Origin of the sequence: Streptomyces nymphaeiformis (genome assembly GCF_014203895.1) — a bacterium.
In the GTDB taxonomy this organism is placed as follows: Bacteria; Actinomycetota; Actinomycetes; order Streptomycetales; family Streptomycetaceae; genus Streptomyces; species Streptomyces nymphaeiformis.
In genome coordinates this window covers 384,836-403,887 of record NZ_JACHJY010000003.1, presented here as the reverse complement: position 1 = coordinate 403,887, position 19,052 = coordinate 384,836, and the positions used below count along the sequence as shown (strand labels likewise).

General features: G+C 67.2%; 19 protein-coding genes and 1 pseudogene. 5 read left to right on the top strand and 15 right to left on the bottom strand.

Features of this window, described 5'->3' with window-relative positions:
* Positions 1–101: 101 nt before the first annotated feature.
* A complete protein-coding gene (locus GGE06_RS11990; RefSeq protein ID WP_184930801.1) occupies positions 102–506 on the top strand; it encodes a hypothetical protein in 405 nt (134 codons plus the stop codon).
* A gap of 108 nt (positions 507–614) precedes the next feature.
* Here the strand turns inward: GGE06_RS11990 and GGE06_RS11985 are convergent, their stop codons facing one another.
* The 3 genes and pseudogenes from GGE06_RS11985 to GGE06_RS42515 all read right to left on the bottom strand — a co-directional run bounded on the left by GGE06_RS11985 (position 615) and on the right by GGE06_RS42515 (position 2,176).
* A complete protein-coding gene (locus GGE06_RS11985) occupies positions 615–860 on the bottom strand; it encodes a DUF2283 domain-containing protein (RefSeq protein WP_184930800.1) in 246 nt (81 codons plus the stop codon).
* Positions 861–895: 35 nt separating this feature from the next.
* Positions 896–1,108 (bottom strand): annotated as a pseudogene (locus tag GGE06_RS11980) (transposase family protein); the annotation flags it as partial.
* Between the two features lie 519 nt (positions 1,109–1,627).
* On the bottom strand, positions 1,628–2,176 hold the full coding sequence (locus GGE06_RS42515; protein WP_376773541.1) for a L,D-transpeptidase family protein: 549 nt from the start codon (positions 2,174–2,176) through the stop codon (positions 1,628–1,630).
* Positions 2,177–2,291: 115 nt separating this feature from the next.
* Here GGE06_RS42515 and GGE06_RS42510 point away from each other — a divergent pair, with 115 nt between their 5' ends.
* Positions 2,292–2,618, top strand: coding sequence for a hypothetical protein (locus GGE06_RS42510; RefSeq protein ID WP_246532560.1), 327 nt, complete (start codon positions 2,292–2,294; stop codon positions 2,616–2,618).
* A gap of 193 nt (positions 2,619–2,811) precedes the next feature.
* Here the strand turns inward: GGE06_RS42510 and GGE06_RS11970 are convergent, their stop codons facing one another.
* Positions 2,812–3,279, bottom strand: coding sequence for a hypothetical protein (locus GGE06_RS11970; RefSeq protein ID WP_246532492.1), 468 nt, complete (start codon positions 3,277–3,279; stop codon positions 2,812–2,814).
* A gap of 1,321 nt (positions 3,280–4,600) precedes the next feature.
* Here GGE06_RS11970 and GGE06_RS11965 point away from each other — a divergent pair.
* Together GGE06_RS11965 and GGE06_RS11960 are read left to right on the top strand one after the other, a co-directional pair.
* On the top strand, positions 4,601–12,280 hold the full coding sequence (locus GGE06_RS11965) for a golvesin C-terminal-like domain-containing protein (RefSeq protein ID WP_246532523.1): 7,680 nt from the start codon (positions 4,601–4,603) through the stop codon (positions 12,278–12,280).
* Between the two features lie 172 nt (positions 12,281–12,452).
* Complete coding sequence (locus tag GGE06_RS11960) at positions 12,453–12,896, top strand: hypothetical protein (RefSeq protein ID WP_184930798.1); 444 nt, start codon at positions 12,453–12,455, stop codon at positions 12,894–12,896.
* 521 nt (positions 12,897–13,417) lie between these two features.
* Here GGE06_RS11960 and GGE06_RS42505 read toward each other — a convergent pair.
* From GGE06_RS42505 to GGE06_RS11930, 7 genes are all read right to left on the bottom strand, one after another.
* On the bottom strand, positions 13,418–13,594 hold the full coding sequence (locus tag GGE06_RS42505) for a hypothetical protein (RefSeq protein WP_246532559.1): 177 nt from the start codon (positions 13,592–13,594) through the stop codon (positions 13,418–13,420).
* A complete protein-coding gene (locus GGE06_RS42500; protein ID WP_246532491.1) occupies positions 13,591–13,746 on the bottom strand; it encodes a hypothetical protein in 156 nt (51 codons plus the stop codon). Before GGE06_RS42500 ends, GGE06_RS42505 begins: the two co-directional genes overlap by 4 nt.
* A 75-nt stretch (positions 13,747–13,821) precedes the next feature.
* Entirely contained in the window at positions 13,822–14,034 is a 213-nt protein-coding gene (locus GGE06_RS11950; protein ID WP_184930797.1) for a hypothetical protein, read from the bottom strand.
* A gap of 41 nt (positions 14,035–14,075) precedes the next feature.
* Positions 14,076–14,336, bottom strand: coding sequence for a hypothetical protein (locus GGE06_RS11945; RefSeq protein WP_184930796.1), 261 nt, complete (start codon positions 14,334–14,336; stop codon positions 14,076–14,078).
* 54 nt (positions 14,337–14,390) lie between these two features.
* On the bottom strand, positions 14,391–14,555 hold the full coding sequence (locus GGE06_RS11940; protein ID WP_184930795.1) for a hypothetical protein: 165 nt from the start codon (positions 14,553–14,555) through the stop codon (positions 14,391–14,393).
* Positions 14,556–14,622: 67 nt separating this feature from the next.
* Entirely contained in the window at positions 14,623–14,991 is a 369-nt protein-coding gene (locus tag GGE06_RS11935; protein ID WP_184930794.1) for a winged helix-turn-helix domain-containing protein, read from the bottom strand.
* 113 nt (positions 14,992–15,104) lie between these two features.
* Positions 15,105–15,452, bottom strand: coding sequence for an SPDY domain-containing protein (locus GGE06_RS11930; protein WP_184930793.1), 348 nt, complete (start codon positions 15,450–15,452; stop codon positions 15,105–15,107).
* A 224-nt stretch (positions 15,453–15,676) separates the two neighbouring features.
* Between GGE06_RS11930 and GGE06_RS11925 the strand changes: the two genes are divergently transcribed.
* Complete coding sequence (locus tag GGE06_RS11925; protein ID WP_184930792.1) at positions 15,677–15,943, top strand: hypothetical protein; 267 nt, start codon at positions 15,677–15,679, stop codon at positions 15,941–15,943.
* A 4-nt stretch (positions 15,944–15,947) separates the two neighbouring features.
* Here GGE06_RS11925 and GGE06_RS11920 read toward each other — a convergent pair whose 3' ends face one another.
* From GGE06_RS11920 to GGE06_RS11905, 4 genes are all read right to left on the bottom strand, one after another.
* Complete coding sequence (locus GGE06_RS11920; protein WP_184930791.1) at positions 15,948–16,436, bottom strand: hypothetical protein; 489 nt, start codon at positions 16,434–16,436, stop codon at positions 15,948–15,950.
* 59 nt (positions 16,437–16,495) lie between these two features.
* On the bottom strand, positions 16,496–17,434 hold the full coding sequence (locus GGE06_RS11915) for an SPDY domain-containing protein (protein WP_184930790.1): 939 nt from the start codon (positions 17,432–17,434) through the stop codon (positions 16,496–16,498).
* Between the two features lie 371 nt (positions 17,435–17,805).
* Positions 17,806–18,378 carry a winged helix-turn-helix transcriptional regulator gene (locus GGE06_RS11910; protein WP_246532521.1) on the bottom strand — a complete coding sequence of 191 codons (573 nt, stop codon included), beginning with the start codon at positions 18,376–18,378 and terminating at the stop codon, positions 17,806–17,808.
* Positions 18,375–19,043, bottom strand: coding sequence for a hypothetical protein (locus GGE06_RS11905; RefSeq protein WP_184930789.1), 669 nt, complete (start codon positions 19,041–19,043; stop codon positions 18,375–18,377). The genes GGE06_RS11910 and GGE06_RS11905 overlap by 4 nt, the downstream gene beginning before the upstream one ends.
* Between the last annotated feature and the right edge of the window lie 9 nt (positions 19,044–19,052).

The following is a 19,052-nucleotide window of genomic DNA, read 5'->3' as shown; positions in this document are numbered from 1 at the left end:
GTCCAGAAGGCTGGACATCGACCGACCGGACTCCACGAAATGCCTGGACAGCCGGTTCCACCTGCTGTTACGGATGAAAACAGAAAGCCCACGACCGGGAGATGACGCTCGTGCACAGAACCACCGACCGCCCCACGGAGCCGGCACCCGCGCCGCTCGTCCTTTCCACCGGCACCGACCCCCTGCTGCAACTCCAGTACGAGACGCAGCCGGCCGACGGCCCAGGCGCGACGTGCTGCGTCAGCCACCCACACGAACTCGCCCTCGGCGGCATCCCCGTGATGTGCTCGGCCTGCCGGGCCCGACGCGACTGGCTGCTCATCAACCACGGCCGCAACGTCTGGATCCGCTGCCGGTGCAGCAACCAGTGGCTCGAACCCGAGATCAGCCGCGCCGACTTCGACGCCCTGATCGCCGACCCGTACGGCACGACCTACCCCACCGTCGAGACGGGCCTCATTGCGCTCGGCTTTGACGGCACCTTCGTCGGCACCTACTTGGAGTAGGCGAGCGCGGTGCGAAAGGACGAGGCCCATGCATCTGGGGTGTTGACAGTGAGCTCTTCCAACCTGAGTCAGCGGGTTGAGCGTGGCGAGGCCTGCCGCACCGCACGGTCAGTGCCCTTCGGAGTCCAGCCGTTCTGCGGACTGGAGCAGGTATTCGGGCAGTTTCGAGGCAGCCGCCAGCACTTCGATGCCGATCAGGCGGCCCTGCTCGTCGAAATCGAGGTTGATCATGCCGTCAACGCCCACCGGATCACAGGCATACATGTGGGCGGACTTCCGCCTGGACTGTGGCTCGGTGAAGGACACGTACGCGGCGTTCGCGCTCTCGTCGTAGGTAACTCTCACGTCCGCCACGATGCCCCTGCTCCTTCTGCGCGGTGATACTGGCCTCACTCTGGCACCGCGAGCTGCAGGGCCAGGACGGCATGGACGATGTCGGTGATTCGGGTGGTGCTGCAACGGAGTTTGCGAAGAAGTCGCCACTGTTTGAGGGTGGCCATGGCCTGCTCGCCGAGTGCGCGGATCTTTGCGTGGGCGCGGTTGACGGCCTTCTTCCCCACGGAGAGCGTGTCCCAGCGGCCGCGGAAGGGAACGCGGACCGTGGGGTCAGGGGGAGGCGCCCCGGTTGGAAGAGGCTCAGTGTTGGCCAGGAGCTCCTCGGTGATGTATGCCCGAGGTCCTTCGGAGGGGCTCGGGCTGCAGAGTGACGGAATCGGCTGTTTGGTGCCTGGTGTCGAGTCGCGCCAGAGATGGTCTTGTCGCCGGTGAGGCTCTGGAGCCAGTGTGGGGCCGTTGCACTTCCGCGTAGTCGGTGAACGGCCACGTTTTCGATGTCGCGGCCGTCCGTTCTCACGATGTCGGTCGCGACGAGGTCGAGGCCGCACTTGCATCGGCGATCCGCCTGTGGGCCGGACCAGGGCAACCTGGTTTTGTACCCGTGGCGGGCCGCCACGGACGCCGTCGTCGTAGCCGACATTCTCGGCAAGGCCTCCACCGCTTAGGCTCCTGCCAACCCGTTCCAGGGCGCACATCGAGTGAAGTGGTAGGCGGCACGTTCAAGTCGTGATCGTACTTGCACCCTCAGCCGCTACCCACTCGGCCGCCAGTAGCTTCACTTCGATCTATCCGATGGCGATGCGGGGGTGGGCTCCTGCCTTGATCCAGGGCATGATCCGGTCCATCGTGGCGCGTGGCACGGACACGCATCCGGCCGTTGCGCCGGACCCGTTGACGTGCAGGAAGATGCCAGCGCCGCGGCCAGGTACGGCGGGCCATCGGTTGAAGTTGATGACCAGCGCCTTGGCGTACTGGGTGCGGTAGTTGAGCAGGTGTTCGCTGCCTCGTTCACCCGCCTCGGTGAGGGGGAAGTCCGCGCCCGCTTCGCCGTGCATCGAGTTGTAGAACTTCGACTCAGGGTCCTCCACCCACCAGTCGTCCGAGGTGACGACGTGGTACGGCATGCTCGTACCGCCCGACTCGACACCAAACCCCTCGGTGATGGTGTACGTCCCCGACGGTGTGGTCCAGGTGCTCTGCTGACGGGTCGCCCCGTCCGTCACGCCCTTGGACCCCACGCGTCCGGCGCTTGTGCTGAACTGCGCTTTCCAGCCAGCGGACCCCTTGGCCCACGCGGTTACCGTCGCGTAGGAGCCGCTGGCCTTGACGGTGATCAGCTGTGTGGCGTCGCCGACCTGTACTGGGACGGGGAAGTCGGGGGCGCTTGTGCCGCCCGAGCCGTCAGTCGTCGTACTCCCAGTACCCGAGCCGGATCCGGACCCTGATGCGGTGGTGCTGGTGTCGCCGCCCTTCGCGTCGGATCCGCTGCTGGCCGGGCTCTTGCTTGCCGTCCTGCTCTGGCTTGGTGAGGCGCTGGCGCTGGGCGTGTGGGATGCCGAGGCCGAAGGGGACGACGAGGCCGAGGCGGAAGCGGAAGCGGACGCGCTCGCCGGCCCGCTGGGCGAGGCGCTCGGCGGGGCAGCGGCACCGCTCCGGTCCGCCGCCACGTCTTCGACCGTGGTGCCGTCACTCCCGCTTCCGCAAGCGGAGGACAGGAGGAGCGCCCCGCCGGCGGCGGCGGTGACAAGGGTCCGGCGGATTCGTAGGGGCAGGTGAGTGTTTCCGGGAAGCACGAAGGAACCCTTCGTCGAGTACGAGAACAAAGCCAGGGAACGAAAATTGGCCGATATCGGCCCACGAAGGCCGACCTCCCTGGCGAATCGGCGTCGTTATACGGCACCGGGTTACAGGATCACAACACCGGTGAGATTTCGGGCGAATCGCCGATCAGGAATCCGGTCGGCGAGAATCACCCCTTCCGGGCCTGAGTCTCTCCCGTGCACGTGGCACGCCCGAATTCGCCCATGGCGGTGGCGCGCTGGACGTGCTTGCCGCCGATTGACAGTGCGCAGGATGCCTGTCCGCCCTTCTCGTCGAGGGTGACGGCGATGGTCGGAGCTTTGCCGAGGGGTACCTGGACCGATTTCGTCCACGGAAGGGTGATCTTCTCGACCGTGGCCGTACCAGCCTCGCTGCGGGCGAGATATGAGATCTCGACGGTCCCTGTTCCCGTGACCTCGTACGTCACCTCTGCAGTCGGCGTGGCGCGCGGCTTCGGCTGATCGTCGGTGTCGAGGATGCCGTAGCCGACGAGCCCGAGGCAGGCGAGCAGGGTGATGCCGGCGATCAGTAACCTTCGCCGGTCCGGGAAGCTTGCCATGCTCTCGTGTTCGTTCTCCTCCCGCAATGCGTTTTCCGCCATTTCATTGGACGACATGAGAGAGCCCGACTTTCGGTTGTCTGGTAGATGAGCCGGGTGGTTATACACCACCCCACCTGCTGTGCGCGAGCGAGTGGATGAATCGGGCGGACCGCCCCCGTTCGGCCCGTCGATTGTCCTTTATGTCGCTGGGGTTGACTGGGTCTCACAAGAATGGTTAGAAAGCCCGCTGCAATGCCCGTGACCTCGCGGTTCATGTCTTCCGCGTGGTCGCTCCAAATTGCGCCAAGCTGGCCGGAAACCTCCGCGCCGGCTCGTTCGGCGTGCCCATTTCGCGTCCAGTGATGCAGGTGCGTCGATATCGAAAGGTATTGAAGTGAAAGTTCCGTACAGGAGATATCTCTCCTGTCTTGTCGTGTCGGCGGTAGCGGGCACGCTATTGCCGCAGGTCGCCTACGCGGCTCCGCAGTCACCGGCGAATAACGACGACGGCAAGGGCGTCGTCGACACGATCGCGGGTTGGTTCTCGGACGACGACGAGGGAGTGAGCAAGCCCCCGGCTGGCGGGAACCTGGAGATACCCAGCCGGGAGAAGCTGCCGAAGGGCGAGAAGCTTCCGAAGGCGAAGCGGGTCAAGGAGCTGACCGACCGGCGCACGTCGCAGGCGCGTTTCTGGCAGATGTCGGACGGCCGGATCGAGGCCGAGCTGACGGCCGTGCCGACGGCGTACCGCTCAGGGAAGTCCTGGAAGCCGGTCGAGACCACGGTGCGCGCCACCCGGGACATGGGCTTCGACTTCGCCAACACCGCGAACACCGGCAAGAGCTGGTTCGGCTCCGATGCCGGCAGGTTCATGCGCTTCGAGGCGGAGGGCGGCGGGGCGGTCACGTTCGGCCTGTCCGGCGCTGACGCGCTCAGGCCGGAGGCGAAGGGTGACCGGGTCGTCTACAAGGACGCCCTCGCCGGCGCGGACCTGTCGTACAGGGTCGGCAACGGTCAGGTGAAGGAGGACATCGTCCTGGCCGAACGCCCAGCCGGTCCAGTGTCGTTCACCTTCACCCTGGACACCGAGGGAGGCCTGACGCCGAAGACCCGCAAGGACGGCTCGATCGCCTTCTTCGGCGAGGCCCCGGGCACTCCGGTCATGGTGATCCCGGCCCCGTACATGACGGACGCCAAGAAGGACGCGCAGTCGGTCACCGGCGGTACGTACAGCACCAAGGTCGCCCAGAAGCTGACGCGGAACGCCGACGGCAAGGGCTGGAAGCTGACCGTCATGCCGGACGCGAAGTGGCTCACGGCGAAGGAGCGTCAGTACCCGGTCGTCATCGATCCGACGATCACGATCACGCCGATCGACTCGGACTCCGAGGACACGATGGTCCTCTCGGACCAGCCCGGGGTGAACTTCAATAACACCTGGAAGCTGTCGGTCGGCAAGACGGACACCGGTGTCTCCCGTTCGCTGATCAAGTTCCCGCTGGACGAGATCCCGGCGGGAGTGAAGGTCGACGCGGCCAGGCTGAGTCTGTACTACGACCAGGCGCACACCACCAACGCCAACGCCGTCGCCCTGGAGGCGCACCGGGCCACCGGGGCATGGAGCGAGGCGGGCGCGACGCCCGCGACCTGGTCCAACACCAGCGCGCTGGTGGGCGAACTGTCTGGCACCACCGTGCAGCAGGACGACGGTGACGCCGGTACGGCGGCGGTCGGCGAGTGGCCGCGGTCCACCACGACTGGCGGCGCGGCGACCAACGACGACTACGCCTACAACAAGAACGCGCTCACGGGCGAGTCGTACACCTGGCAGCCGAGGGTCCCCGAGACCGACACGTACAGGGTTGACGTGCACTACCCGGCCGCGGCGGACGCTGCCACGGCCGCCCCGTACACCGTCACCTACAACGGCGGGACCAAGAACTACACGGTCAACCAGACCGGCACCGGCGGCGTCTGGAAGACCCTGGACGCGGCGGAGCTGAGCTTCGCCAAGGGCAACGCCGGTAAGATCCTCCTCGGTGACACCGGCTCGTCCACGACCCGTACGCTGGCCGACTCGGTGCGGCTGGTGAACCCGGCCGAGATCACCAAGGCCGCCTGGGACTACAACAAGTGGCACGACTTCCCCGTCGCCGACACGGTCCAGAAGTGGGTCTCCGGCACGGCGGCCAACTACGGCTTCGTGCTCAAGGCCAAGGACGAGTCGGGCACCGCGCCGACCGGCGGCCCGCGTTACGAGGCGGCCGACGGCAACGCCTACGGCGACGAGACGTCCACCTACCCGCGTCTGACGGTGACCTACGGGGCTGTGGGAACGTCGCTGAACTCGCCGACCGTGGTCCACTCCACGGGCCCGGAGCTTTCGTGGCCGGCGTACGCCAACAGCAGCGGTGACAGCGGCCTAGACATCGTGGAGTACCAGCTGCACCGTTCCACGCAGCAGGTCTTCACCCCGTCCGCGGCGACGCTGATCGCGCCGATCGCCTTGACCGCGACGACGTACACCGACACCACGGCGGTACCGACCCCGGACTCCAGCAGCGCCGAGATCGGGAAGTCGTACTACTACCAGCTCGCGGTCAAGACCAAGAGCGGGCAGCTCCTCGGGTCGCCGACCCGCATCGTGGGCATTCCCAAGGCCGGCCGGACGATGAAGATCATCCAGGCGGGCCAGACCGACACCACGCTCTCCTCGCTCCAGCCGACCGTCAACCACGACGGTCTGGTCTCCGGCAAGGCACAGACCTGGCTGAGCGTCGGCAACAATTCCGGCACCTACGGCAAGACCCGCGCCGTCCTGAAGTTCCCCACCACGTCCATCCCCACCACCGCCACGGTGCTGGAGAACAAGATGTACATGTGGGGCGCGGAGACCACCAGCACCACCAACGGCACGATCTACGAACTCCACGCCCTGACAAGGGACTTCACCGAGACCCAGGCCACGTGGAACAACGCCACCTCGACGACCCCGTGGACCACCGCGGGCGGTGACTTCTCCGCCACGGTCTCCGACACCGTCCCGCAGATCACCGACGAGGTCGGCCGCCACTGGTGGGACGCCACTGGACTCATGCAGTCCTGGGTGCGCACCCCCACCAACAACAAGGGCGTCCTGGTCAAGCTGAAGGACGAGACCACCACCGGCCCGCAGGAGCGCACCCTGTTCCTGTCGGCGGAGGCGTCCGACCCGCAGCTGCGTCCGTACATGCAGGTCATCTACGTCGACGCGACCACCGAGGACACGTATTACGCGCCGACCACTCCGGCCCGTATGACGCCGAACTCGCAGTACACCGTCGAGTTCACGGTCACCAACACCACGTCTGCGGCGTGGGCGGCCGGTGAGCGGGTGCTCTCCTACACCTGGAAGTTGCCCGACGGCACGGACGTCACCACGGGTGGCAACCAGCTGTCCACCGCGATCCCGGCCCTCCTGCCGGGCAAGTCGGCCACCATCCAGGCGCAGGTCAAGACCCCCATCAACTCCGATGAGGGCAACAAGCGCCTGGACTACGTGCTCGGCTGGGACATCAAGAAGGTCGCCGACGGCACCTGGCTGTCCGCCGGCACCGGCGCCATCCCGTCGCTGAAGCAGAACGTCACGGTCGAGGACCCGACCTCCAACACGCTCGGCCTGGAGAAGTTCTACTCCTACACGGGCAAGAACACCGGCGCCGGCTCGACGGTCATGAACAACCTGGCCTCGGGCAACAGCGTCTGGTCGTACAACGCGTTCACCAATCCCGGCCGAGGCCTGACCACGTTCGCTCGGTTCGCCTACAACTCGCTCGACACCTCGGACACCGTGCTGGGACACGGTTGGTCGGGGCAGGCGGCAGGTCCGACCCGACTGGGCGCGCCGCTGGAGTTCCACCCGAAGCCGAACCCGACGGAGATCCGTCTCCCCGACGGTGACGGCACCACGCACGTCTTCCGCTGGGACGCCACCAACAGCGTGTGGAAGGCACCGGCCGGTGTCCACTACAAGCTGACGATGAAGGCCGGCCTCGACTGCAAGCCCACCAAGGACCCCGTCCCCGACGCCTGGACGCTCACGCGCCCCGACGGCACACGGTTCCTGTTCGGCTGCGACGGCTACATGACGTCTGCCGTGGACAAGAACGGCAACACGCAGACGTACACGTACGAAGAGCGCAAGTCCAACAACAAGCCGACCAAGTTCCTCACCTACATCACCGACCCGGCCGACCGTCAGAGCCTCACGGTCGACTACTACAAGAAGGGCGACGCCACCTACGAGTACATCAACGACTCGGGCGTCAAGGTCAGCGGCACCAACCTGACCAACTCGAAGATCTACGACCACGTGAAGTCCATGACGGACATCTCCGGCCGCAAGATCTCCTTCTACTACACCGACAAGGGCCTGCTCGGACAGTTCACTGACGGTGCCGGCTCCAGCCAGCCGAAGGACTTCAAGTTCACCTACGACGCCACGCAGGGGAACAAGAACGTCAAGCTGGTCAAGGCAACCGACCCGCGCGGCAACGCGACGCAGCTTGCGTACTACGCCCCGCAGGTCGGGGACGACCCGAAGTACCACTGGTGGACCAAGACGATCACTGACCGTCTGAATGGCACCACCAACTTCGCGTACGCAGCGAACGCCGGCAACAGCAAGTTCACCGACACCAAGGCCACCGACGCCGAGAACCACGCCACGGACTACGTGACGGACGACTTCGGCCGCCCGGTCCAGACGACGAACGCCAAGTCCCAGACCGCGAAGATGTCGTGGGATGCCGACAACAACGTCACATACCTGGAGGAGGCCAACGGCGCCAAGACCGCGTACTGCTACGACCAGAAGACCGGATACCCGCTGTGGCAGCGTGACGCCGAGAACAACAAGGCCGGCGTTCCGCCGTCCTCCGAATGCGCGCCTGGCACCTACCCGGTCAACGCGGCGAAGTACGAGTACCAGACCCGACTGGACGGCTACTCCGCCGACCTGTTCAGGAAGACGTCTCCCGAGGGCCGGACCTGGCAGTTCGGCTACGACACCTTCGGCAACCTGAAGACGGTCACGGACCCGAAGGGTGTCGCGACTACGTCGGTTCCGGACGACTACACCACGAAGTACGACTACGACTCGTACGGGCAGCTGGCCAAGGCGACCGATGCCAACGGCAACCCGACCACCAACAGCGGCTTCGGGCCTACAGGCTATCCGGCCACCATCACGGACGCCCTGAACAAGGCGACGACGTTCGTCTACGACGAGCGGGGCCAGGTCACCCAGGCTACTGACGCGCTGGGCAAGAAGACCACGCAGACGTACGACACATTCGGACGTCCGCTGATCAACACGGTGCCCAAGGATCAGAACGCGGGCGTGCTGATCACGACACCAGCGCCGGTGTACGACGCCAACGACAATGTCACCACGTCCACCGCCCCCAATGGCGCGGTCTCGACCGCGGTGTACGACGCGGCGGACCAGATCAGCGAGGCGACCGCGCCGAAGGACACCTCCACCGGGCCAGAGCGCAAGTCCGCCTACACCTACGACAAGGCCGGCCACCTCAGGACGACCATCGAGCCGAAGGGCACCGCGACCACGGCGGACCCGAACGACTACCTCACCACGAACAACTACGACGAGATCTACCAGCTCACCTCGGCCGTCAACGCGGCCGGCGACAAGGTGTCCTACGAGTACGACAACGTCGGCAACATCACCACGGTCGTCGATCCCAAGAAGAACGCGACCGCCGACACCACCGACTACACGTCGAAGACCGCCTATGACCTCAATCACCGGGTCACCACGGTCACGGATGCCGTAGGCAAGACCACCAGCCGGTCCTATGACAAGGACTCCCTGGTCGTCTCCTCCACGGACGCCGAGAACAACACCACCGAGGTCACCTACGACGAACGGGGCAAGCAGACCCAGGTCAAGGCCCCGTACACGGGCACCAGCCCCGGCATCACGTACCGGACGACGAAGTACGAGTACGACCAGGTCGGCAACACCACCAAGGTGATCAGCCCGCGAGGTGTGGACACGGCCGCCGCGGACGACTTCACCGCCCGTACCGAATACGACGCACTGAACCGCCCGGTCAAGAAGTTCCAGCCCTACGACCCGGCGGACGCGCGCTACAACAACCCGAACGTCTACACCCAGACGGTCTACGACGAGGTCGGCCGGGTCTCCAAGACCTCCCTGCCGCCCTCGGAAGGCCAGACGGTCCGCAACGACACCACCTACAGCTACTTCGACAACGGCTGGGCGAAGTCGTCCACCGACCCGTGGGACATCGTCACCACGTACGACTACGACGAGCTCGGCAAGCAGACCGCCCGTACCCTGACGTCCGCCGGCGGTTCCTCGAACCGCACCATGAGCTGGTCGTACTTCCCGGACGGCAAGCTCAAGTCCAAGTCGGACGACGGCGTGCCAGTCGGCAGCGCGGTCGTGCTGGCCGACAACTCCGACACCCAGAACACCACCTCCACGGGCACCTGGACCAAGGGCAGTCTGACCGGCCAGCAGGGCTACGACCACCAGGTCCACGCCGCCGGTGCGGGCACGGACGCCTTCACCTGGACCCTGAACATCCCCAAGGACGGCACCTACACCGCCTACGTCAAGTACCCGCAGGTCACCGGGGCCGCCACGGCCGCGAAGTACACGGTCACCCACTCCACCGGCACCACCGACGTCACCAAGGACCAGAACGCGGCCGCCGGAAGCTGGGTCAGCCTCGGCTCGTTCACCTTCACCCAGGGCAACGCCGCCAAGCTCCAACTGTTCCAGAACAGCGCGGGCGCGGTCGTCGCCGACGGCGTCAAGCTCGTCCGCAACAACGCGGGTGACACCGACAACGAGAAGAAGACCTTCGCCTACGCGTACGACGTCAACGGCAACATGACCTCGATCGACGACACCTCCTCCGGTGCCAAGATCGACGCCTACACGATCGCCTACACCGGACTGAACCAGGTCCAGAAGGTGACCGAGGCGCTCGCCGGCCAGGAGAAGAAGTCCACCTCCTACACCTACGACACCAACGGCCAACCCGAGACAGTCACCCACCCCGACCAGTACTCCAAGTACACGTACGACCTGCGCGGCCTGGTCAAGACGGTCTCCGTCGGCAAGACGGCCACCGACACCAACCCGAAGATCACCAACTACACCTACACCGACCGCCGCCTGAAGCTGCAGGAGACCAAGGCCAACGGCAACACGGTCGACTACACGTACTACCTCAACGCGGCGCTGAAGACCCAGACCGAGAAGAAGCCCAACGGCACCCTGGTCTCCTCGCACACCTACGCCTACGACGCCAACGGCAACAAGGCGCAGGACGTGGCGAAGAAGATGAACGCCGACAACCACGCGGCGTACCTCGACTCGACCACCGACTACATCTACGACCCGGTCGAGCGGCTCGCCAAGTCGGTCAAGACCGGCAACGGCGCGGGCACCGAGAGCTACGTCCACGACGACAACGCCAACGTCATCAGCCAGACGGTCAAGAGCACGTCCACGACGTACTCCTACGACCGGAACCGGCTGCTGAGCGCGACGACGTCCGGCGTCTCTGCGAGCTACAACTACGACCCCTTCGGGCGTCAGGAGTCTTCCACCAGCGGCGGTCAGGTCATCGAACGGAGCCTGTACGACGGCTTCGACCACGTCATCGAGAGCAGCAAGCTCGACGGCGGGTCCATGAAGACCACGAAGTACACCTTCGACCCGCTCGACCGCACCTCCACCAAGACCGCCGACGGCAAGACCACCGACTTCACCTACCTCGGCCTGTCCAACGAGGTTCTGAACGAAGAGGTCGCCGGCGTCCTGACCGCGTCGTACCAGTACAGCCCGTGGGGTGAGCGCCTCTCCCAGGTCAAGCACAACACCGACGGGACGACCGAGGACGGCTACTACGGCTACAACAGCCACACCGACGTCGAAGCCCTGACGACCAAGGACGGGGATACCAAGGCCACCTACGGCTACACCGCCTACGGTTCGGACGACAAGGCCGAGTTCACCGGCATCGACAAGCCCGACGCAGCCGACCCCACCAAGGAGGCGTACAACCCCTACCGGTTCAACGCCAAGCGCTGGGACGCCCAGGCCGGCACGTACGACATGGGCTTCCGTGACTACAACCCGGGCCTGAACCGCTTCACCAGCCGGGACATGTACAACGGCGCCCTCGCCGACATGGGCCTCGGCGCAGACCCGTACACAGGCAACCGCTACGCCTTTACCGGCGGTAACCCCACCAGCAGGGTTGAGCTTGATGGCCACGACTGGTGGGACACCGTCAAGAGCGTCTTCAAGGGTGGCGGAAGCGTGGCCACGAAGACGGCCGGAAGCGGTTGGCTGACCGCCATTGAGGTCTTCGGGAACGTCATCGGCTGGAATTCGGACAACGGGCCGAAGAAAACGCCGTATGACGAAAGCAAGCCGAAGTACAAGTCGGGATTGTTCGTTGAACCGCAAGAAATCAACGAGTACAGCAATTACGACTCGTATCCGAGTTCGGTGACCAAGGATGGCTGCAAGGATAGCGGTAACACGGCCGCGTTCTATATGCCACTCGACAGTGCGGGTCGGGCGCAAGGGGTCATGGCGTGCCTCAACAAGGCAAATATCAACAATTTCGACAAGGAGACCGGAGAAATCGGGGAGGACGGTCCGGGGCTCGTGGGAAGTGAAACGGTGTGGCCCACAGATAATCCTCTTTTCATTCCCGAGGGGATGCGTGAGGGGCAAAGTCTGTATGGGCAGGGCCTCCATCGCGGGCATCTTCTCGGGAACCAATTCGGCGGAACCGGAAGGGATATTCGGAACCTTGTCCCGATGTACCCGACGACGAACCTCTCCAGAATGAAGCGAGTGGAAACGCAAATCGCCAACCATCTCAGGGCGGGGGAGACGGTGTATTATAGCGCAATGGCGCACTATCCGGATGGAAATACGTATATTCCGGACAGTGTGACGATTACGTGGTACAGCGCCGACACGGGCGCCGGGGGTACCTTCCCTGTAGCGAACACGCCTTAGTGGTGTGACTGGATGGGGCGGAGTAGAGTCCCGACTCCGCCCCGTCTGGTTCCTTCTCTGTTTATGTCATTCAGTGAGGTTAGGTATGTGGATCGATCGACTGGTAGAAGTCACCCATTGGGAGCCCCGTCACGCGGATATGCACTGGGGTGAGACCGAGGAGCGTCTCGGCTTGGCCCTGCCCGAAGATTACAAGCGCCTCGCCGAGACCTTCGGCAAGGGGCTCTTCTCGGACTTCCTCCAGATTCTTTCCGTCGCACCCGGAGGGGCCTTTGATCTCTCCACTACCTGGCAGAGTCTCAGCGTCGACGCTCCAGCCGAGGGGGAGGATCCACTGTACGCGCCGTACCGGATCTACCAGCCTGGTCAGATTGGGCTCATCCCATGGGGATTCAGCCAGACCGAAGGCGAGTACTTCTGGCTGGAAAATGGCAAGGCGGCGGATGAGTGGCCCATCGTTACGCGGGGGCGAGGTTACCAGGAGTGGCGCCAGGTCGACATGTCCACACCCGAGTTCATCTACCGCGTGGTGGCTGATCCGCAGTTCGAGCCCTTCTCGATCGCCGCCCTGGTACCAGAGCCCTTTTTCGCGCCCGCTCCGGAAAGTACGTTCTGAGCTAAACGGAAGTTCGCCGGGTCGCTCTATCTGTCGATCTTGGCTTCTTCGTGGGGCATCCATTTCTCGTGCTCCGAAGTGTGGAGCGGGAAAACGCCAGCCGGATAGGGACTTCCAAGCCGCCGCCAGGGCTGCTTTGCAGACCGAGGCATGGCCTTTCAGGAGGCTTCCGAATCCACGGGGGCCGTCGATGGAAGAGGGAGGGCTGGCCCTCCGTGCAGATCGGTGCGGAATCCTCGGCCGACCGGATTCCAGTCTTCGAAGGTGGCCGGCTTTCAGTCGGGCCGGTCCGGAACGGTGGTGGCGTCGGGAGCGGGCGGGCTGCCCCGGCTCTTGTGGCTGCGGGCGGCCTGGACGCTGATGCCCAGGTGGGCGGCGACCTCCGGGTATCACCAGAGCGGCTGGTCGTCTGCCATGGTGTCCTCCTCCTTCGTCGGGGATGAGCGTGCGCACCTGCGGCCGGGCGCACGGCAAGGCCGCCCCTGCCTGATCGGCGAGAGGCGGCCTTCTGCGGTTCTCGGTCAGACCTCGGCGAGGCGGTTCGAGAGGTCCAGGGCGGCGGTCGCGAACGCGAGGGCGGCGCAGAGGCCGGTCACCTCGTGGAGGGTCGGGCGGACCAGGCGCGGCCAGTCGTCCGGGGCGGACGGCCAGGAGGCGAGGTGGACCTCGGTGGTGGCCAGGCCCAGGTGGGCGCTCACGTCCCAGCCGAGCGAGAGGCGGGCTTCCAGCGGAGGCGTATGCGGCCGAGGGGGAGCTTCGGGGTTCTGGCGGCGAGCCACGTGACGTCGAGCGGGCCGTCGTGCCGGGGGGAGACGCGCTGGACCAGCGCGCCGCGGACGCCGTCCGGCATGGGGCGTACGGCGAGGCCGTGCAGAGGGTGTACGTGCGCCGAGATGGAAGCCTCCAGAGAGTAGGAGGGAGGGGATCAGGACCAGTTGAGGGCGTCGCGCACCGACGGGGGGAGGTGGTCCTCTTGGCCATCGTCGACGATGAACGCCTTGCCGTCCCGGACGACGACCTCGGCCGCCAGGTAGTGGGTGAAGGGCCAGTCGGGGTTGACGGCGAGGCGGATCGGCAGGTTGGGGTCGATGTTCTGGAGCTGGTGGAGCAGGTGGCCGACGGTCAGGTACTGGGGCAAGGAGGCCTCCGGGAGAGGTGAGGGCGTACGGGGTGGGAGCGTCAGGAGGCGTCGAGACAGAGCAGGTCCCGGAGGACCTTCGGCCCCTGGGCGTGGCTGGCGAGGTGTCGTCTACGGCACTCGGTGACGTAGCCCTTGCCGCGCTGCCTCATCTCCCAGCCGCCGCACGAACAGACGGCCTGGGTGTACGAGCGTCCCGGGCAGTCGTCGTGGAGCGGCTTGCCGGAGCTCGTGTGCTTGTGGTCTGCCGGGCAGAGGGTGCCGTCGGCGTGGTGGTTGGTGAGCGGGGCGTGGAACGGCATGGTGGATTCCTCGTGTGGGGAAGGAGGTCCGGGCAGCGGGGTCAGGGCGCTCGGTCATTCGAAGAGGTCGCGCTGCCAGTGGTGTTGTTCGACTCGGCGTGTGGCCCGGCGGCGAAGGGGCTTGGCGCGGCGGCTGTACTGGCCGGGGAGGTAGTAGCAGGTGCAGCGACGGGCGAAGGCGCACTTACGGCGGTAGCCGGGGCGGGTGGCCAGGAGCATGCGTGCGATCGGGGCCTCCTGCTGGACTGGTGATAAGGGAGGGGCTCCCGGCCGAGGGAGGGTGAAGTCAGAGGGCCAGTCGGTAGGAACGGGCGGCAGGGGGCGGGCCCGCCTCGGAGGCGACCGTGCCGTCGGCGACCAGCCGCTGAAGGGAGCTGGCGATGCATCCCTCGCTGAGGCCGGTGGCGGCGCTGATCTCGGCGAGAGCAGTATCGGGGTTGTTCGAGAGGTAGGCGACGACCCGGGTGTCGCGGCGGCGGAGGCGGTCCTGGAAGCTACCGGCGGTGTAGACCAGCGTCATCCCGCAGCAGGCCAGGGGAAGACCGAGCGAAGCCGAGCCGGAACCGGCGACAGCGTCGTAGGCCGCGAGCACACTGGCTCCCAGGCCGACGATGTGGCCGGAGGCGCGGACGAGATCGTCTGAATAGATGGTCACTTTCAGGGCCTTTGGTTCGTGAAGGAGGAAGGGCACGCGGATCGTTGGGCGCGAGGCCGAACGGGTATCGGTGGCCGGGGCGGGTCCTCACCGGCCCGTCTCGGCCACCGGGTTCAGCGGGAGGAGTGGGCGACGAGGGCGGCGATGAATCCGGCCACTGCCTCGGCGGGGGTGTGGGTGCCGAACTCCTGGACCCACGCGTCGCCTTCGGTGGGCTGTACCTGGACTCGCCAGACGATGTCGCGCGTCCAGGCGGCGGGGTCCTCGGGGAGCCAGCCGACGTAGACGAGGCCGTCCGGGCTCGTCGCGTGGACGTTGCACTCCGGGGTGTCGACGACCGTCCAGCCGAGGGCGTGGAGGAGTTCGAGGACCGGGGTGGCGCAGTGGTCCGAGGAGAGCCAGTGGCGGTCTTCCACGGAGGGGTGGACGACGGCGGGCAGGAGGGTGGCGGAGGCGTTCACGGTTGGACGATCCCTTCGTTGAACTGCGGTTTTTCCCGACACCCGTACGTTGACATGGGGCGTGCCGAAGTCCGTAGTCGTTTCCGGGGGTGACCCGTCTGCCGTGGGCGAACTGGTCACGGGCAGGCGGCCAGGACGCCGGCGGCGCGGGAATGGAACGGCGGCCGGGGTTGTCGTAACCGAGTTACGGCGGGGAGCCGTACGGAGCCGAAGGGGGAGCAGGGATGGCGGAGCCGAGCAGGTACTGGGACGGGGCCGGGCTGGAGCGCAAGATCCGCGCCGTCGGGCGGCCGTGGACCGTCGGCGACATCGCGATGGTCGCCGAGGGCCAGTGGGGCGTCGAAGCGCAGCCCGACAAATGGCCGGACGAGGACGAGGCGGTGGAGCACCGGGCCGCGGACGGGCGACGCGTCGAGCTGACGGTGGAGGAGCTGGCCCGCGCGGTGGGTGCCCGCACTGAGGGCGCCCACCGCGACGAGGACCTCGCCTGACCAGTCAGCGGCGCAGCCCCGGGGCGGGCGTCGGAGACCCGACGACAGCCGCGGGAACGGGCTGGTCGGGCACCTGGCCCAGGGCGCGCGGAGCGAGCCCCGAGCGGGCGACAGCGGCCCGGGACAGGCTCGCCGCCGGGCCGCGGTCCGCCGTCGAGGAGGCTTCGCGCGCCTCGATGACGCGCCGGATCGCCTGCAGGTGTGCGCCGCCCTCCGCGAGCGCGACGCGAAGGTCGGCGGCCGAGCTGACGATCCGTTCCAGCTCGTAGTACGCCGGCACGTATCCAGGCCGGGTCAGGGCGTGCAGGCGGTCTTGGTGGACGGCCGCCGAGTTGTCGGTGATGGCCAGGGCCGTACGGATGTGCATGGCCGAGCGCAGGAGCGGGTCGTCGCAGGGGCGACGGACCGCGAGGACCTCCAGGACTTCGATGGGCTGGGCCCAGGCTTTCTCGATCATGGAGGTCGCCTGGTCGAGCGCGGTGGCGTCGGGCATGAGGGAACTCCTGGTGTCCGGAGGGGCGGAGAGGGCGTCCGGGTAGGTCCGGGCGGGAGTCAGCGGCTGGGCCGGCGCGCCGACGAATCGATCGGCGCTCGGGCTGCGGCAGCGGGCGTGAGGGTGGACGACCGCATCCGGGCCGAGGACGTGGTACGGCTCTGGGCTGCCATCACGCGGAGGTCAGCGGCTGTCCGAGGAGCGTGCGCGGCACGGCGGACGGCCTCGGTGACGGCGGTACGGCGTACGTCGAGCGGGGTCGGAGCGCGAGAGCCCTGAGGAGCGGCGATTGGGCCTACCGGGGTCAGTGTGACCAGGTGCTCCACCTCGCGGTGGATCATGTGCCGCTCGCGGACCGCCGGAGCCGAACTCGCCATGGCTGCGGCCGTCGCGGCGATCAGGTGGGACGGGGTGCGTGCGGTGAACACCGCCTCCGCCCGCGTGCCCCAGCCCCGAGGGCCGGCCCACAGCGTGACGGCCTCGTCGTCCCAGCGGGGGTGGCTGGTTCGGATCAGGGCGCCTGCTTGCCCGTCGGGAGCCCTGACGTTGACGGTTCCGTGCATGGCCGGCTCATGGCGCCAGCCGGCGTCGAGGAGCGGCTGGAGGGAATCGGTCCAGTAGACCGACGGGTCCGCCAGGAAGCGCCCGTTGTTCTCGTACGGGTCGGATGCGGCGTAGTCCTGGGCCAGGGCGGTGGTGAGGCCGGCGACGATCTCGGCCGGGGTGACGTGGTTGAAGGTCGCCGTCCAGCGGGGCGGGGCGACGGCCTCCTCGGAGGCGGTGATCCTCCACAGCTCGAAGTCGTCGCCGAACCACCCGATCCGGATCCGCTGGTCGGGCGAGGTCACGAGGAGCTGGCAGGGGCCGTCGTCGAGGTAGTGGTGCGGCCAGTGGGCCACGGGGGCGAAGCCGGCGTCACCGGTCCCGTAGGAGCCGGCGAGGTACATGGGGCTGACCAGTACCTCTTCGTAGCGGGAGGGGTCGGGAAGGGCGGACATGGTCGAAGCTCCGGGCGTGGGTGGGAGGAGAGCGGGTCCGCGTGCACGGATGCCGCCGCGGTGACGGGGAGTGGCTGGCTCTCGGTGCCATCCGAATCACCGGGACCGCCCCGGCGCCGGCTGGGCGGTCACGGAGGCCGACACCCGCGGTTGCGGCTGGGGAGCGTGGCTGAACAGGGAGGTCGGCACGGCAGCGCTCCGGCGCAGGGCTGCTGCGGTCCGGGCGCCGTCCGCCCCCAACGGGATGCCGGAGTGAGTCCGCTGGGTCGTCGCGGCGGGGGCAGGGGGAGTTGGGGTCCACCGCGTGGCCAAGGGGACGCTCCAGTGCTCGACGGTCGCGTAGACGGGGCCCAGCGCCTGGCCGGCTTCGGTCAGCATGTAGGGGCGCCGTGTTGCGGTCCCGTGCGGGTGACCAGGCCGTCGGCCTGGAGCCGGAGGAGACGCTGCCGGGTGAAGGCGTCGGCCCGGCCGATGCCCTCGGCGATGTGGCCGAATCGCATCGGGCCGCCGTCAGCAAGGACTCGGATCAGGGCAGTGGAGTGACGCGGACGCAGACGCCGTACAGCGTCCTCGACGCGTTCGGCTTCAGCCGTTACGTCGGGCGCCAGGTAGATCCGGGACCAGTCGGCCAGGGTGCGGTGCACGGGCGTCAGGGACTCACCGAGGCTGCTGAGCCGGTAGGGCGCTCTGTGGCGGGTGTCGGTCCGGGTGACCAGCCCGCCGGTGTGCATGGCGGCCAGCCGCAGGCCGAGCACCTGCTCGCTGACGGAGGGAAGCTTGGCGGCGATCTCCCGTATGCGCAGGGGGCGGCCCTCCTGGGCCAGGGTCATCACCGACCAGGTGGTCCACTTCGGCCCCATCAGGGCGAACGCGTCTTCGATGCGCTGGGCGTCGAACGAGGTGATGGGGAACACGGGCTGGGCGGGGACGTGTGGCTGGTTCATTCGGCTGCCTCCATGCGGGCGAGGAGCGAGCGGACCAGGGTGGGAAGGCCCCCGGGTTCGCCGCCGGTCCAGATGCGGTCGGCCGTCTCGTCGAGGACGTACGCGGCGTCTTCGAGCAGGCCGCTGGAGATTTCCATGCAGGCGTCGGTGATCCGGGAGGCCGCGAGCAGCGACTGGGAGAACACCCCGACGTAGTCGCTGGGCGGGAGGCCAGCGGCCTCGGCGGCGGTGCGGATCGCCGCCAGCTCCAGCGCGCTGAACGCGAAGTCGAACCCGTCTTCCTCCTCGCCGTCCTCGGACGCGGCGAAGGCCAGGTCCTGGGAGTGCGTGGAAATGCCTACGCGCGTGCAGATTTGGTCGACGACGGTGGTCAGCTCCGCGAGGGACTCGGTGAGCCAGCCCAGCGCGGAGGCGTAGGAGGCCAAGGTGAACAGGCCGGCCGGGGTGGCGGGACGCAGTTCGGCGGCCATGAACTCTTCGAGATGTTCGTTCAGTTCCCCGACCACCTGCGGGCCTGCGGACAGCGCGCCCAGGACGGGGTGCAGGTATGAGCGGCTGGCGGGCGTCGGGTACTCGACGGTGAGGATCCCGGAGACGCTCTGCGCGGCCTCGGTGAGGAGGCCGGCCAGGTCGGTACGGGACATGGGAGCTCGGGCTGCGGTCATCGCTGGGGA

What these genes read in the sequence shown, in the direction of transcription:
- GGE06_RS11990 (WP_184930801.1), top strand. Translation starts at nt 102, where the DNA reads ATGACGCTCGTGCACAGAACCACCGACCGCCCCACGGAGCCGGCACCC.
- GGE06_RS11970 (WP_246532492.1), bottom strand. Translation starts at nt 3,279, where the DNA reads ATGTCGTCCAATGAAATGGCGGAAAACGCATTGCGGGAGGAGAACGAA.
- GGE06_RS11965 (WP_246532523.1), top strand. Translation starts at nt 4,601, where the DNA reads ATGGTCCTCTCGGACCAGCCCGGGGTGAACTTCAATAACACCTGGAAG.
- GGE06_RS42500 (WP_246532491.1), bottom strand. Translation starts at nt 13,746, where the DNA reads ATGCCGGACGGCGTCCGCGGCGCGCTGGTCCAGCGCGTCTCCCCCCGG.
- GGE06_RS11945 (WP_184930796.1), bottom strand. Translation starts at nt 14,336, where the DNA reads ATGCCGTTCCACGCCCCGCTCACCAACCACCACGCCGACGGCACCCTC.
- GGE06_RS11940 (WP_184930795.1), bottom strand. Translation starts at nt 14,555, where the DNA reads ATGCTCCTGGCCACCCGCCCCGGCTACCGCCGTAAGTGCGCCTTCGCC.
- GGE06_RS11925 (WP_184930792.1), top strand. Translation starts at nt 15,677, where the DNA reads ATGGCGGAGCCGAGCAGGTACTGGGACGGGGCCGGGCTGGAGCGCAAG.
- GGE06_RS11920 (WP_184930791.1), bottom strand. Translation starts at nt 16,436, where the DNA reads ATGCCCGACGCCACCGCGCTCGACCAGGCGACCTCCATGATCGAGAAA.
- GGE06_RS11915 (WP_184930790.1), bottom strand. Translation starts at nt 17,434, where the DNA reads ATGTCCGCCCTTCCCGACCCCTCCCGCTACGAAGAGGTACTGGTCAGC.
- GGE06_RS11910 (WP_246532521.1), bottom strand. Translation starts at nt 18,378, where the DNA reads ATGAACCAGCCACACGTCCCCGCCCAGCCCGTGTTCCCCATCACCTCG.
- GGE06_RS11905 (WP_184930789.1), bottom strand. Translation starts at nt 19,043, where the DNA reads ATGACCGCAGCCCGAGCTCCCATGTCCCGTACCGACCTGGCCGGCCTC.